Here is a 14,254-nt window from a genome sequence, read left to right on the forward strand (position 1 = left end):
GATTATCTTTTGAGCAGATGGAACAGTATGCGTCCATTCTGCAAAGTGCTCTCATTGAGGACACTGAAGTGCTCTGCGAAGGCATCGCGGAATGCGGTTTCGCTAATGTGAGCGTAGATGCTGTCCCGCCCGCGTACTAACTCCTGAAACTTCGGGTCGGTCGGCGGTACCCATTCGATAATCAGATTCCGTGTCGTGAGATTGCCGCACAAGGCGGCGATGCTGTTCATGGGAATCTGGCTGCGGAGCAGCAGATGATGCAGCACTGCGAGGATCATCACCGTATCGAAATGCCCGGAGCAGCGACTGAGGAAGGAAGCGTTCTCGCGATTTTCCCAGCCGACAGAGGGTGTGGGATGGGCAAGATCGACGCACAGCGGCAGGATATTTTTGTCGCTTCCCTTCAGCATTGCGCATAGGCGATCGACCGTCTGGAGATCGGTGTCGATCGAAACGACCTTGGCGCCTGCATCGGCGGCCAGCATGGAATAGACACCTGTGTTGCAGCCGACATCGAGAACGCGTGAAGGTGCAGCCGCAGCGAGTGCGTCGGCAACGAAGCGGCGCTTGCCGGCATGGTCTTCCTCGCTATAGTGGGTTGCCGTCTCCGCGTAGTCCGACCATGTGGATGTTTTATGCGCCGGAGTGACCTGACGCATGTGCGCGAGCAGACCTTTCAGGGTCTTCAGCAGGATATGTTTCGTGACTTCCGGATCTTTGACAGTGCGGGACGCAATGCCGGCAGTTGCGAGCTTTTTACTATTTGCCAGCAGCGAGGGGAGGGTAACGGCAGAGAGGGCAGGTTGTCGGATACGCGAAGACCACGGCAGAGCAGTGTAAATTTCCTCAGGCTCATAACCGTCTCGTCGGGTCAGAACTCCTTGCAGAGGCCAGCCGAGTTGCGAGTAGGCGAGCATTGGCAGCAGAAAAGTGCGGACAAATTGTCCATAGGGATACCAGATGGGCTGGTCAGGAACCGCACGCTCGATAGAGAGCACATCGACAAAGACCGGCTTCATACCTTGAAACAGTACGTTGAGCGGAGTCGCGTCTTTCAGGAGCCAGCCCTGCTTGACGAGGTCGCTGCAGAGATTCAGCGTCAGTTCGGCGGCGGCGAGCCAAAGGGAAGGCGGCCACTCCCACGGATAAGAGGGAAATGCGATGCGCGGATGGCGGAGGGTGAGCGTCTCGGAGTCAGTGCCGGGATAAGAGCCGCGGGGCAATACTTCGCTGGCAACAAGGCGGTTATTGGCGACGAGTTCGGAAGCGAGAGGCAGAGCGAGAAACTTGAGTATTTCGGCGTCGAATGGAGAGCGGATCGTGCGATACACTGCGTCCGATTTGATCTCTACATATCCTGCGGGGTCACGAAATGTCGGGAGAAAGGGGAAAGAAGACAATTCCGCCATGTCAGCGCGATTTGCCCGATACGTCAGTCGCATCAGCGGAGGATCGCGTGAAGAGCGCTTTTATTTTGCGGCGAAAGTAGAAGATGGCCCCGGTAACAATGGCACTAAGGCTTTGAAAGAGAAGAAGGCTTGAACCTGGATCGACATATGCGTAAGCGCGCCGTTCGAAGCAGAAGCTGAGTGCGACAAAGAGAGCCGCCGTTACCGCGAAATATTTTAATTTCAATGCCATTGCTGCTCCTCGGGCGGATTGAGAAAAAGGGATGCCTAATCACCTGAAACACTGCGCAAACGAAATAGTCTTGCGCCCGGCCAACTTTTATTTCATCGTTTGTTTACGATTTAGCGGGCAAGATAGTTTCGCTCTCGCTACTAGATGGTTATCGGCTATTTGCTGAAAAAGTTTCAGTGGTAGAGATGGTGGGTATGGATGTAGGTTGAAACGGCTGACGGAAGCGCGTCAGTGCATGATTCTCCGGCTTGCAGACGTTGCCGCAGGACGGTTGCGGAGATGTCTTCGTGCACCGTAGTCAGAAGGTGTACACGACTCTGCTGGTGCGGTGTGAGGTGGAGGGAGGAGAGATCTTCACGCGAAAAATCTGCGAGCGAAAAACCAGGGCGGCTGACGACGATCCATTCGGCCAGTTCGAGCAAACGGTTCGGCTCGTGCCAGCGGGGAAGGTCGAGAAAGCTGTCTGCGCCAACAAGGTTGAAGAGCGTGTCCTCGGGCAGGGCCCGTCGCAATGAGGCGAGCGTGTCCGCGGTGTAGTTGGGGAGGCCGTCGGAGCGGGGGGCATCGATGGCGGAGGCTCGAAAACGCTTGTCCTGCTTGCACGCCAGAGTCGTCATGGCGAGGCGGTCGGTGAAGGAGGAGGGGCTTCCGTCGAGCTTCAGGGGCTGGCGGCCTGCCGGGGCGAAGAGGACAGTATCGAGTTGAAACGCCTCGGCAGCGGCCCTGGCGATCGCGAGATGACCGAGGTGAGGTGGATCGAAGGTGCCGCCGAAGAGAGCGATGCGCAAAGGCTTAACCTCTGGCCTGGCTTAGAAGGGCAGGTGGAAGACGACGCCGGAGCTAACGGATTGCAGCGGATAGTTGTGGCTGTTGGTCCCAAACGGATTGAGGCCGCCCGCGCCGATCTCGACGAGGCGGAAGTCCATATAAGGCAGCAGCGGAATGTCCACGCCGGCAAAGCCCATGTATTCGAAGTTACTGTGCAGGGTGACACCGTTGTCGTAAAGGAGGCCGTAATTGGTACTGCCGAGGCCGACCGACCCTTGAATATAAGGCCGGAGCGCGTGGTGGAGGAGGGGCGCGTTGAAGACGGCGCGAACGCCGATGAGGCCGGAGTTGATGCGAGCCCCGCCGCCATTGGCGTTGATATAGTCTCCCCGCTTGGTGGTGGTGATGGTGCCGCGCAGATCGGCGCCGAGCTTGACGACGCGGCCGAGCTTGAGGAAGTCGTAGTAGACGCCGCCAGTGCCGCCGAGGGGGGAGACATCGTTGTTGACAGCGCTTGGGGTCGTGACCAGCGGGGAAGACTTAATGTTGCTCAGGCGATTGGCGGTGAAGGTGCCATAAGCGCCGAACTGGGCCTGGGCAGTGGCTGTAACGAAAATTGCGACGGCCAGAAGGAGAAGTGCTTTGCGGAGATTCATGTAGCGTCTAGTTTACCTGCTGGGGTGTTTTGAGGGGATTGTTGACGCACTTTTTTGCCGCCTTCGAGCCGTCGGCTTTTCAAAGAATTCTGTTGACTCTTGTGGGAAAGAAGATTCGGGTGCCACATCCTTTGCGCGAAAGATACGCAAGGATGAGGCACCCGAGGTTTTGTTGCAGTTGATTTCCAGGTGCACTAGCGCTCGTGGCCAGGCGACCAGCGTAGGCTTCCGCCGACGGTGGCCTTGTAGAACTCGCGCTGGATGGGGTTGCTGGTGCTGCCCTGGTAGAAGCCAAAGACCTCGTTATTCAGATTCAGGCCGTAGACGACGGCGGTGAACCCTCTGCCCAGGTTGTAGCTTCCCTGCAGGTCGGTTTGCAGGTGGCTGTAGAGATACAGGTCGCCGTTGGGGCCCTTGATGCCGCCGCCAGTGGCAGTGTTACCGGTGCCGTCGGGGTTGCCATTGTTGAAGACTACCGGGCCTGCGTTACTGTCGTTGTAGTTGTAGGCGAAGATGTTCGCCGCGTTGTAGCTGAGGCCGAGACGGACCGAGAGATTGCGCTTGTCGTACGTCGGGCTGATGTTCCAGGTGTTGGGAGCCTGGCGCAGCAGGTCCGGTTTATCTGAGCGTCCAAAGGCATTGCCGGTACCGTCCGGGTTGAGCCCGGGGAAGCTGACCTGCGAAGCGGAATAGCCGTAGTTTGCCGACAGGCCGAGGCCGCCGAACAGACCGGGCAGGTAATTGAAGTGCTGTTGATAAGCGATCTCGAAACCATAGACGAAGGCGCTTCCGGCATTCTGCGGCTGCGTCTGAATAATGGTTTTGCCGGGATTGGCCGGGTCGGGAACGATAGTGTTCAACGGAATGATGGGATCGGAGAGGTGTTTGTAGAAGACACCCGCCTGCAGCAGACCGGAGGAGCGAAGGTTGTTTTCATAGAGCAGGTCGACGTTGTCGGCATGTTCGGCCTTCAGGTTTGGATTGCCGACGCTCGAAAGAGTACGCACACCGCCTGGCGAGATTGAAGCGAAGGAGACCAGGTCGGAGAAGTTCGGCCGCGATAACCCGCGTCCATACACAGCACGCAGGCCGCTGGTGGGGGTCACGGCATAACGCACCGAGGCGCTGGGCAGCACGTCCAGGTAGGAGCCCTTGGTCGTAGGCGCGCTGGGGGTGTTGGCCGCGGTGTTGCCAGCGTCGTCTTCGCTGGTGTTTTCAAAGCGCAGACCGGCGACGACACGGAACCGGTTCAGCTCGATGGTGTTCATCACGTATCCAGCCGAGACCTTCTCGATGAAGTTGAAGTTGTTTCCCAGTTGGGCCTTGCTGATGTCCTCGACGGTTGCCGTGAAAGCGGTCACTTTGTTGTAGTCCACGGCCGGTCCAAAGACATATTTCTTGCTGTAGTAGTCCGGATCGCTGAAGTTGTTGAGAAAGCGGGTCATCGAGAGCGACTGGTCTCCTGCCGCAGCGGTCGGGACGTAGTAGCGCGTGTCCTGATTGGCAAACTTGTGCACGTTGCGGAAGCGGCCACCAAACTCGAAGATGCTGGCGTGGCTTCCGGCGTTATAGCTGGTGGCGAGCGATGCTCCGAAGCCAAGATCGACCTCGGGGTTGTAGTAGTTGTTGATGCGCTGGCCGGTGTAGAAATACTGCGCCGGGTCAAAGACATTGACGCCGGAGGGCGTGGTCAGCTTCGGCGTCAACGGCTGAGAGACGTCGAGTCCATACTGGATCGCCTGCAGGTTCGAATTCGGTCCCGGCGCGAAGCTCGCGTCGGAGTAACCCTGGTCCCGCGTTCGTCCGACCGAGGTCTCAGTGTCCCACGAGAGCAGCGACCGGGAGATGGTGTGCCGTCCGCCCAATTGCAGACTGCCCAAATCCTGAATGGGACGGCGAATCTCCGCTCCGAAAGAGCTTGTGCCGGTTCCATCCGGCTGGCCGTCGGTCGTAAAGGTCGTGGAGAGGTTATAGTCCCAGCGATTGCCGTAGTTATGGAAGAGAGAGTAGAGGCCCTTGAGGTAGATGTTGGAGGTGTCGCTGAACTTGTAGTCGACGGTCCCGGCGAATCCCAATCGTTGGCGGTAGTACTGATAGTCGCGCTCGTCGTAACCTCCCAGAACAATGGGACCGGGTTCAACGTCGTTGATGCCACGTCCATTCCAGTCATAGGAGCCGGAGAAGATCACGCCGAGCTTCTTGTCGGCGAGGAAGCGCTTGCCCAGCGTTCCATCGAACTGATAGACCGGCCGTCCGCCGATGATGTTGGTATAGCCGCCGCCACCTTCGAGCGAGATGGTGGGGGTATCGGTCGCACTCTTGGTGCGCAGATCGACCGAGCCGCCGATGCCGTCTCCGGGCATGTTGGCCTGCAGAGTCTTATTGATCTGGACGGATTCGACCAGGTCGGCTGGGATGATGTCGAGTTTGATCTGGCGGACGGTTTCGGCGGAGGCGATATTGACGCCGTCGATAGTGGTGTTGGTCAGGCGGGGTTCGGTGCCGCGAATCTGAACATACTTGCCCTCGCCCTCATCGCGCTCCAGCGTCACGCTGGGCAGGCGGCCCAGGGCATCTGCGATATTCGCATTGGGGAGGCTGGTGATGACGTCGGCGGGCAGGACGTTGATGATATTGTCGGCGTTGATGGTGCGGTTGATCGCCTCTAACTCGCCACCCTGACGGGGAGCATAGACCTGAACGTCCTGCTTATTCGAGGCAATCTGGAGCGCCGCATCGACGCGGACGGACTTCCCATCGGCAACGGTGGCAACTTTGACATAGGGCGTGAAGCCCGCATAGGAGGCCGTAACCGTGTATTGGCCCGCGGCGACTCCGATCAAGGTAAATTGACCGGTCGCATCGGTCACTGCGGTTGCGCCGCCGGGGTTGAGGGTCACCTTGACACCCTGCAAGGCGGCACCCTGCACGTCGGTGATGGCGCCGATCAGCGTGCCGCGGCCGCTCTGGCCTCTTGCAGAACCTGCAAGCGTGAGAAGGATGAGGACAAGGAAGGTGCAGACACGACGGAACGGCATAACGACTCCTGAAACGCTCAAATTTTGGCTTGCATAAGCCTGCCTCGGGGGCCGGTGCACATGAGATTGGCGGCGCAAAAGGGGGCAATGTCGACGCTATGCAGCGGACATTACGAACCAGCCAATAGAGTGTGAGGATTGGGTGAACTCATGAAACAGCGCGTGCCATATCAATAACTTGAGAGGCAACCGCGAGCGTTAAATCAAGAAACGTTAACAGAACATGCAGCGTAAATTAAGGTTCGCTCCCGAGCTGCGCTACGGGCCAACATGGAGAGGCCTCCGTAGCGCCCGCAGCGCAGGCTGCAACTAGTCGTTCGCTGCCGCACGCTTTCCCGGCCCTACAAGTGCATGGCCTGGGAAAACGTTCGGCACAATCTTGCCGTCGTCGACGAGTACAGTTCCACCCACCACTAAATAGTGCACGCCTGTACTTGGCTCCATGGGCTTCTCGAAGGTCGACCGGTCGCGGATCGTTGCCGCATCGAACACAACGATGTCTGCGTCGGCGCCCTCCTGCAATCTGCCTTTTTGATGTCCTGCGGGAGTCGAGCGCTCCAGCATCTCTGCGGGCATCAGGCTCATCTTTCGCAGCGCATCCATCAGCGTAATTGTTCCCTTTTCGCGAACATATTGGGCCAGCACGCGCGAATAGGTTCCGGCGTTACGGGGATGTCCTTCGAGGCCATCGCTGGCAATCATCACCAGAGGGTTCGGGATCACTTTGTCGATTACTTCCTGCTTATTGTCGAAGATCACCACCCAGCGCGCCGTGCTGGAATTATGCAGCACATCGAAACGTTCCTTGGTGAGGCGCTCTCCGGTATCGGGAAGCATGAGGTCGCCATAGCTGATGCCCAATCTTTCCTGCCAGCCTGGGCTGAAGACGGCCGAGTTGATGGTGGTCATGCCGGCGATGTAGGGATAGGCCTCGGTGGTGACGTCGAGACCACGGGCGCGCGCTCCTGCGACCATGGAGAGGCACTCCAGCGCGTCGCGCGAGCAGGAGCTGTTGATATGCACGATGTGCAGCGAAGCGCCCGTAATGGCGGCGGCTCCGATCACTTCGCTGACCGCCGCAATGGCGGAGTTGGGCTCGACGCGGCCGGCGCTGCGCACATGCGTGTAGACCGGCAACCTCCGCTCGGCGGCGAGACGAAACATGTCGATCACCTCGAGCCGGGTTGCTCCCGGCGTGTACTGGATGCCCATACCGACAGCGAGTCCGCCGGCGTCCAGTTCCTCGCGCAGGCGCTCCTTTATCCTCTCTATCTGCTCGGGCGTCGCGTGCTCATCGGTCGCAGGCCCGATCTTAGGCAGGATGGTTCCCACCGGCAGCGGAGCGCCGAAGACCAAAGATCGCGCCGCTACCTGGCTGGCCGAGCTGCCGTAGTTAATCAGCGTGTGGCCTTCCTTCGCCTTAAGAAACTGAGCGACATCGGGCACGCCAATCTCCATCTCCAGTGCGGTGGTGACGCCATCAAGCGCCTTGACGCGCTGGCTTGCGAGGTCCTGGCTGTGCTGATGCAGATCAATGAATCCTGGAGCGACCACCAGCCCGTTGGCATCGATGACACGGTGGCCGCTCAGCGTCTCGGCCGCGATGCGGGCAATCTTTCCATCGCGGATGCCGACGTTGCGTACGGCATCCAGCCCGGTTTCGGGGTCCATGACGCGTCCGCCCGCGAGCACGAGATCGTACTGCTGTGCTGACACAATGGTGGTTGATAACGTCAGGAGAAAGAGGAAGAAAATCAGCTTGCGCATGTTGCCCCGATTAAACCAGAAACCTACGGTCTCGGTGAAATGTGGCACACGGCGACGTCAGCATTGTTGTACGGGCAATCGAGGCCGTCTTGCTGCGGGTGCTGCACAATGACCCATGTTGCCGGAGAGATCTGCGCCAGCCGTTGAAAGTCCGCCGGTCCGAAGTTGTGCCAGCCTTCGAGCATCTGTTGCTGCTGCTGCCAGTCGTCGAGCAGCCGGGGAAACATGGTGACGGCGCCGCTGTCCTTGTAGGCATCGGCAATCATGCTGCGATCGGCGAGCGCGCGAAAGCCGTGCGTATCTTCGCCGCGAATGGCCATATAGTTGGGGTCGAGCGCAAAGACTGCGTCTGTCGGCGTGTTGGTGCGGGCCCAGGCAAATGCTTCGAGCCAGGGATTGGAGGACGCCTGCCAAGGCCACTCGATATGCGGGCTGAAGGAATACTGGATGCGGTCGACCGCAAACATGCCGATGGCAAGAGGAAGAAACAGAACGATCCAGCGCCACGCCTTTGCGCGAAGGACATACTCTCCCAGCAGGCCACCGAGCATAAGAAACATCAGCAGATAGACGATGTGGAACGATCGCATCGGCTGCAGGCGGGTGAAGTTGTCGAAGCGGTGGCTCGCCGAGAAGAGCAGGAAGACAGCAATGGAGAACGCTCCCAGAACGATGAGAGCGCGGCTGGCCTTCGCGACGGAGGGGGCGGCTGCTTTCGGGGGCCAGCGGGCAACCGCTGCCAGCATAAGTAACGGTGCAATCGCTCCAATCCATTCAAACCAGTGCCAGCGGTAAGCGAAGAAATAGTTGCGGCTGTAAAGTACCTCGCGATAAGCGCCCGTGGCAGGCGCGAAGCTGAAGCTGTGCAGCAGTCCGGCTGACGGAACAACGGCCAGAAGCCATGCCGACCGCTGGGTAACGCCGGCAACAGAGGAGGTGTTTCCCGCAAACTCTGGGGTTTGGTCAGAGGTGCGGTCGAAGTACCAGTAAAGAGCGAGAAATGCAGCGCAGTAGACCGCCATCTGCGGATGAACGAGCGCCGTGATCACGAGCCAGAGGAAGGCTAGCCGCGTCCGTCCGCGCAACAGAAAGCCGATGGAGAGCAGCGCAAAAGGCGCGGAGAACGACCGCGCGGAGAGGTAGTTGTCGGAGAGCACAAGCGCGGTTCCGGCGACCGGCACCGGAAGGACGCTGGCCAGAAGCGCGACCGCACCCCAATGCGCGTGGGCGCTGCTGAAGAACGTTCGTGCCAGTTGCCAGCCCGCGATCAGGATGAGAAAAATGCAGCCGACGTGCCACAGCAGAACGGCCGTCTCAACGGAGAGATGCAGCAGCCGGGCCGAGTCTCCCACCAGCGGAGCAAACAGCGACATATGAGCATGGCTGAGAAAAAACTCCGAACCGAAGGGATAGAGGCGCGGATTGAAGACCTTCTTGATGGCGGGAATGTAGATCTCGCCGTCATCGACGCCGAGATGATAGCCCTGCACCAGAACTGCCGCGCAGGCCAGCAGAAATAGCCGCAGCAGGGGATAGCGAATGGATGGCGTGCCAGCTTCTTTCAAATGACGCTTCACCATGTCGATGGAGTAAAGATCCGCCCAACCATCGGGACATGAACGTTGAGCAGCACAATCATCACGATGGTCGTAAAGATCGCGGTCAGCATCAGCGAAGGCTCGCGGTACAGCTTCTCGGGATGCTGCACGGCGCTGTTGTCTTTGAAGGAGAGGTCGAAGTACATGGCCATCAGCAATGCGATGAACGGGAACGAAAGAATCAGCTCGATGCGATAGCGCACGACAAAGATGCCGAACATCAGCATGGCCATCGCGGCGTAGAAGACGACGGAGCCGAGCAGGCTGCGTTCGTTGTAATGCTCGAAGGACTTACGGTAGGCGCACGCGCCCTGCTGCGAACCAATCTCGCGGAACTCGCTGAAGCGCTTGAGGCCCATGAAGTAACAGCCCAGCATCCAGTAAGCGCAGAGCATCGATGTTGGCGGAACGATGACCTGGGTGACCATATACCAGCCCAGCAGCATGCGCAGCGGATTGTTGACTGACTCCGTCAGCACATCGAGGTAGGTGATGTCTTTGGTGCGCAGCGGCCGGATGTTGTAGATGCAGCCCATTACCCAGAGCGCGAAGGCGGCGACGGCGAAGTGAAGGCCAATCCACGCGGCCAGAGTCATGCCCACGCCCATCATCAGCAGCCATTGAGCATAAGCGGCATCGGAATCGACCAGGCCAAGCGCGGCGGGGCGGTTGCACTTATGCGGATGCAGGCGGTCAAAAGGCGCATCCAGCAACTCATTGAGCACATAATTGCTGCACGCGATCAGGGTCACAGACAACACGCCGACGCCGATTGGCAGCAAACGCACGTCCCTGAGGCGCGGATGAAGCAGACTTAGGGCCACGGCAATGCCGGGCAGAAGAAAGATGTTCTTGATCGAGTGGTCCAATCGCATGATCGCGATGTGGGCGCGCAGGCGAACCCGGAGTGGCACGGGCAGCGCGGTATCGGTATGCGGTGCAGTGAGGACTGCGCTTTCCGGGCCTTGACTCGGCATAAAGTATTCGAATCCTAACAAAAAACGGCCAAAGCAGTCTTCATGTGCAGCAATATCTATTATCGCACTCTGATACGTAGATGCGTGGATTCGGGCGAACCCAGAGCGGCAAAGCTCTAAATGCATCTTGAGCTTAGATAAAAAATAAGATGGGCCAGCCCATCCTCTGCGCGCCGTTTTGCGCAAAGGATGGGATGCCCTGGTTCTTTCCAGCCCGTCGATATCTTGAGCCAAAGTGCCCGGAAACCGACTCAGGCGTTACGCAGCCAGCCATACAGCGGGAATTTATTGGCCAGCTCGCCTACCTGTCCGCGTATCTTCGCCAGCTTCGCCTCATCGCTACGATGCTCCAGCGCCTCGGCAATCCAACCGGCAATGACACGCATATCGGCTTCCTTCATGCCCCGCGTGGTCAATGCAGGCGTGCCGATGCGTATGCCGCTCGGCTTCATCGGCGGATTCGTATCGTAAGGGATCGCGTTCTTGTTCACGGTAATGCCAGCCGCGCCCAGTGCATTCTCCGCCTCCGAACCCAGAATCCCCTTCTGGAAGACATCGACGAGCATCAAGTGCGTGTCCGTTCCGCCGGAGATAATTCTGTAGCCTTCGCCCGCGAGAGCCTCAGCTAGCACCTTCGCATTGGCTACCACCTGCTTCGCATAGACAGCGAACTCCGGTTGCAGCGCCTCCTTGAAGGCCACCGCCTTTGCCGCGACGATATGCATCAACGGTCCACCCTGCTGCCCTGGAAATACGCTGCGGTCCACATTTGCGGCAAACTCCTGGCGGCACAGAACCATTCCGGCGCGAGGCCCGCGCAGCGTTTTGTGGGTCGTCGTTGTGACGATGTGCGCGTGCGGTACCGGCGAAGGATGAACTCCGCCTGCCACCAGCCCGGCAAAGTGCGCCATGTCGACAACAAAGAAGGCGCCCACTTTGTCCGCAATCGCTCGCATCCGCGCAAAATCGAACTGCCGCGGATAGGCGCTGCCGCCACCGATGATCATCTTAGGCTTCTCGCGCACCGCGACGGCCTCAAGCTCGTCATAGTCGACCGTCTCCGTGTCCTTGCGCACCTGGTAGCCGACGACGCGATAGAGCTTGCCCGAAAAATTCAGCTTGTGCCCATGCGTAAGGTGGCCGCCATGAGCAAGATCCAGCCCAAGAATGCAGTCGCCGGGTGTCAGGATCGACATATAAGCTGCCGCGTTTGCCTGTGAGCCGGAGTGCGGCTGCACGTTCGCGTGCTCGGCGCCGAAGAGCTGCTTGGCCCGGTCTCGCGCAATGTTTTCTACAACGTCGGCGTACTCGCAGCCGCCGTAGTAGCGCTTGCCGGGATAACCCTCGGCGTACTTGTTCGTGAAAACTGTGCCTGCCGCCTCCAGTACCGCGCGGCTCACAAAATTTTCCGAAGCGATCATCTCCAGCCCTTCGTGCTGGCGGACGACCTCGTGCTCAATCTGCGCGGAGATATCGGGGTCCGCGGCGGCAAGGGATGCATTGAAATCAATGGGCATTCCCTTATTTTATGTCAACGCCTTTATGTCACGCCGCGAATCACGTATCAGAGCAACTTCAGCGGCCCTGTTGAGCCAGCCGCTTGAACGAGTTATAGATAAAGGACCCCAGATACCAGCCATCGATATATTTATAGGGCGTCTCGCCCGTGGTGTAGTGGCCGCAGGGTAGCACCTTCGAGACGTAATCCACGCCGTGGCGTTCGAAGTTCGCCAGCACATCGAGGGAAAACTCCCGCAGAAACGTCAGGTCATACGTCGCGTGGACAACCAGAACACGCTTCGGGTTGGCCGCGAAGCGCTCCATGTATGACATGGGGCTGATGCCGGTAAAAATCTGCCGCGTCTGGTCCTGCGTCAACCCTGCCTGCTCAAAGGCTTCGCGAATGTGCCTTGTACTTTGCCCGGTCCAAACCACATCGCCGAACCAGGTGGAGGCGTGATTGAACGCGCACACCTTCAGCCGGGCATCGTGCGCTGCCGCGATAAACGCATAGCAACTCCCAAGACTTGTGCCAAGCACGCCAAACTGCTCATAACCCTGTGATTCCAGCCAATCGAGACAGCTTCGAATATCCACCACCGCCTGTCGGCAGGCCTCAATCGTTCTTCCGATATTCGAGCTGACAGCGTAGTCCGATCGCTCCAGTTCGGCTGGGCGGCGGACGTCATGATAGGGCTTGGAGAGTCGCAGCGCCGAGATGCCGAAGCGGTTGAAGAGCGTGCAAAGTGCATTGTGGCTGAAGGCGTCCGCATTCCACTGCGGCATGACGATGATGGCCTGCTTCGGCTTGCCCACCTGTTTTTCCGCCGCCGCCGGATACCAGCGCGCATTGACTACATCGTTCTCTGGATAGCGTGTGCGAACCGCTGAGGTGAAGCGCAAAAAATCAGCTGCTGGCAACTCTCCGGCATCAGCTTTGCGCTTCAGCTCCGCGTCCTGCGCCAGCGTCTCCGGTCGCACGTTCGTGGGAAATAGCTGGGGATGGCGCGCCTCAAGACGAAAATCGTTTGGCGTTTCGTAGCCGAAGAACTCATCGGCGCGAGCAACGATGTCCTGGTTGACCGCGATCATCTGCGCGAGGGCGTCCGTACTGGCGGCCTGCTCTGTCGCGGCGGCGGTCGCGGCGATCTGGCTGAAGTCCCCCAGCCAGTCGAAGCCCCATTCCACCGGCCTGACGATACGGTTCGTGTCGCGAGTGGTGAGCGCGTATTCCCAGTCGTACATCCACTTCGCGTAGAGACTTTGCGGCATCCCTCAAGTTTAGCAACCGCTCGGAAGCTGATCCCATCGGCGTTTCGATCTCAGAGTTCGGAGAAGATCAAACAGACGCGCCCAACGATGTAATCGGCTGGCGATTCGTGCGACGCCAGTGGTATAAGCTGCACCGGAAAATCGCGCGAATAAGGCCGCAGAATAAGATGTCCTTCGTCGAAATCCACATAGCGAAGCAGCAGCGCCGTGCCACAGCGCACCGCATACAGCGTTGGTTGGTGCGCCCGATACGGTGCCAGCGAGTTGTAATGGCGGTCCAGCACGACAATCGCTCCCGGAGCCAGCAGCGGCTCCATCGCCGCCGACTGCTGCGCGTCCGCGCGAATGGCGACGAAACGCTGCCAGTGCGAGTGGCCGGTCGATGGGCGGGCGCGGTTGTCGTGAAGCCGCGAGCCTGACACCTGGACGTTCTCGATGATCGAGGCCTCGGCCACGCGAGGTTCGTCCATCGCCACCGAGGAGGAGACAACCGGAACGATGTCTGTCGGCTCCTGTGTCTGGGCAGAAGCATGAGATGCGGCGGCAGCGGCCAAATCGAGAGGAAGAATCTGGTCAATGGTGAGGTTCTGCGACGCCAGCACGCGGTCAAGTCCTTCGAGCGAGAGCGCGCGCTTGCGGTTGAGGAAATTCGAGATGTGGGCCTGTTGAAAGCCGGCCTGCTGCGCGAGACGGCTTCCGGTCAGCGAGCCGCGTTCGATGCGGCGTTGAAGTTCGATGCGGAGGAGTTCGTGCAAATCTTGAAAATTCATAAAGGTAAGGACTCCTCGATCTCTGCTTTATATCTTTTAGCATGACGAAGATTAGGCGAAAACTTCGTTTTATGCAATACGTTTGAAACATAAACTGCTACTTTCATGGGATTTCCCAGCTTGAAAATATGAGGAAATATTTCGATTGACAGAGTGTTTGTCTAAAGCTATAAACTTGAAACTTTCCAAATTGAAGTTGCAAGGATACCCCGGATGCCTGGTCAAAACAGGCTGAAGACGGTGTCTGCATTTGGGCCGAAGGGTGGA

At 58.8% G+C, this 14,254-nt stretch carries 11 protein-coding genes; all 11 read right to left on the reverse strand.

What is annotated here, in order from left to right:
• Positions 1-2: 2 nt before the first annotated feature.
• Positions 3-1,331 (reverse strand): class I SAM-dependent methyltransferase, encoded by a 1,329-nt coding sequence (locus P4G45_RS00170; RefSeq protein ID WP_348267676.1) that lies wholly within the window; start codon positions 1,329-1,331, stop codon positions 3-5.
• A 79-nt stretch (positions 1,332-1,410) separates the two neighbouring features.
• Entirely contained in the window at positions 1,411-1,641 is a 231-nt protein-coding gene (locus P4G45_RS00175; RefSeq protein ID WP_348267677.1) for a hypothetical protein, read from the reverse strand.
• Between the two features lie 173 nt (positions 1,642-1,814).
• The gene (gene nadD, locus P4G45_RS00180) at positions 1,815-2,429 is read right to left on the reverse strand and encodes a nicotinate-nucleotide adenylyltransferase (RefSeq protein WP_348267678.1); all 615 of its coding nucleotides are present in this window, start codon (positions 2,427-2,429) and stop codon (positions 1,815-1,817) included.
• 21 nt (positions 2,430-2,450) lie between these two features.
• Positions 2,451-3,065, reverse strand: coding sequence for a hypothetical protein (locus tag P4G45_RS00185; protein ID WP_348267679.1), 615 nt, complete (start codon positions 3,063-3,065; stop codon positions 2,451-2,453).
• A gap of 194 nt (positions 3,066-3,259) precedes the next feature.
• Positions 3,260-6,103 carry a TonB-dependent receptor gene (locus P4G45_RS00190; RefSeq protein WP_348267680.1) on the reverse strand — a complete coding sequence of 948 codons (2,844 nt, stop codon included), beginning with the start codon at positions 6,101-6,103 and terminating at the stop codon, positions 3,260-3,262.
• A gap of 309 nt (positions 6,104-6,412) precedes the next feature.
• The gene (locus P4G45_RS00195) at positions 6,413-7,870 is read right to left on the reverse strand and encodes an amidohydrolase family protein (RefSeq protein ID WP_348267681.1); all 1,458 of its coding nucleotides are present in this window, start codon (positions 7,868-7,870) and stop codon (positions 6,413-6,415) included.
• A 23-nt stretch (positions 7,871-7,893) separates the two neighbouring features.
• Entirely contained in the window at positions 7,894-9,450 is a 1,557-nt protein-coding gene (locus P4G45_RS00200) for a DUF6798 domain-containing protein (protein WP_348267682.1), read from the reverse strand.
• A complete protein-coding gene (locus P4G45_RS00205) occupies positions 9,444-10,445 on the reverse strand; it encodes a UbiA family prenyltransferase (protein WP_348267683.1) in 1,002 nt (333 codons plus the stop codon). The genes P4G45_RS00200 and P4G45_RS00205 overlap by 7 nt, the downstream gene beginning before the upstream one ends.
• 251 nt (positions 10,446-10,696) lie before the next feature.
• A complete protein-coding gene (gene glyA, locus P4G45_RS00210) occupies positions 10,697-11,962 on the reverse strand; it encodes a serine hydroxymethyltransferase (RefSeq protein WP_348267684.1) in 1,266 nt (421 codons plus the stop codon).
• 58 nt (positions 11,963-12,020) lie between these two features.
• A complete protein-coding gene (locus P4G45_RS00215; protein WP_348267685.1) occupies positions 12,021-13,217 on the reverse strand; it encodes an alpha/beta hydrolase family protein in 1,197 nt (398 codons plus the stop codon).
• A 50-nt stretch (positions 13,218-13,267) separates the two neighbouring features.
• Positions 13,268-13,987: a hypothetical protein gene (locus P4G45_RS00220; protein WP_348267686.1), complete on the reverse strand. Its 720-nt coding sequence runs from the start codon at positions 13,985-13,987 to the stop codon at positions 13,268-13,270.
• Positions 13,988-14,254 lie beyond the last annotated feature (267 nt).

It is taken from the genome of Edaphobacter paludis, assembly GCF_039993895.1.
GTDB classification, from domain to species: domain Bacteria; phylum Acidobacteriota; class Terriglobia; order Terriglobales; family Acidobacteriaceae; genus Edaphobacter; species Edaphobacter paludis.

What these genes read in the sequence shown, in the direction of transcription:
- P4G45_RS00205 (WP_348267683.1), bottom strand. Translation starts at nt 10,445, where the DNA reads ATGCCGAGTCAAGGCCCGGAAAGCGCAGTCCTCACTGCACCGCATACC.
- P4G45_RS00185 (WP_348267679.1), bottom strand. Translation starts at nt 3,065, where the DNA reads ATGAATCTCCGCAAAGCACTTCTCCTTCTGGCCGTCGCAATTTTCGTT.
- P4G45_RS00215 (WP_348267685.1), bottom strand. Translation starts at nt 13,217, where the DNA reads ATGCCGCAAAGTCTCTACGCGAAGTGGATGTACGACTGGGAATACGCG.
- P4G45_RS00200 (WP_348267682.1), bottom strand. Translation starts at nt 9,450, where the DNA reads ATGGTGAAGCGTCATTTGAAAGAAGCTGGCACGCCATCCATTCGCTAT.
- P4G45_RS00195 (WP_348267681.1), bottom strand. Translation starts at nt 7,870, where the DNA reads ATGCGCAAGCTGATTTTCTTCCTCTTTCTCCTGACGTTATCAACCACC.
- P4G45_RS00190 (WP_348267680.1), bottom strand. Translation starts at nt 6,103, where the DNA reads ATGCCGTTCCGTCGTGTCTGCACCTTCCTTGTCCTCATCCTTCTCACG.
- P4G45_RS00175 (WP_348267677.1), bottom strand. Translation starts at nt 1,641, where the DNA reads ATGGCATTGAAATTAAAATATTTCGCGGTAACGGCGGCTCTCTTTGTC.
- P4G45_RS00220 (WP_348267686.1), bottom strand. Translation starts at nt 13,987, where the DNA reads ATGAATTTTCAAGATTTGCACGAACTCCTCCGCATCGAACTTCAACGC.
- glyA (WP_348267684.1), bottom strand. Translation starts at nt 11,962, where the DNA reads ATGCCCATTGATTTCAATGCATCCCTTGCCGCCGCGGACCCCGATATC.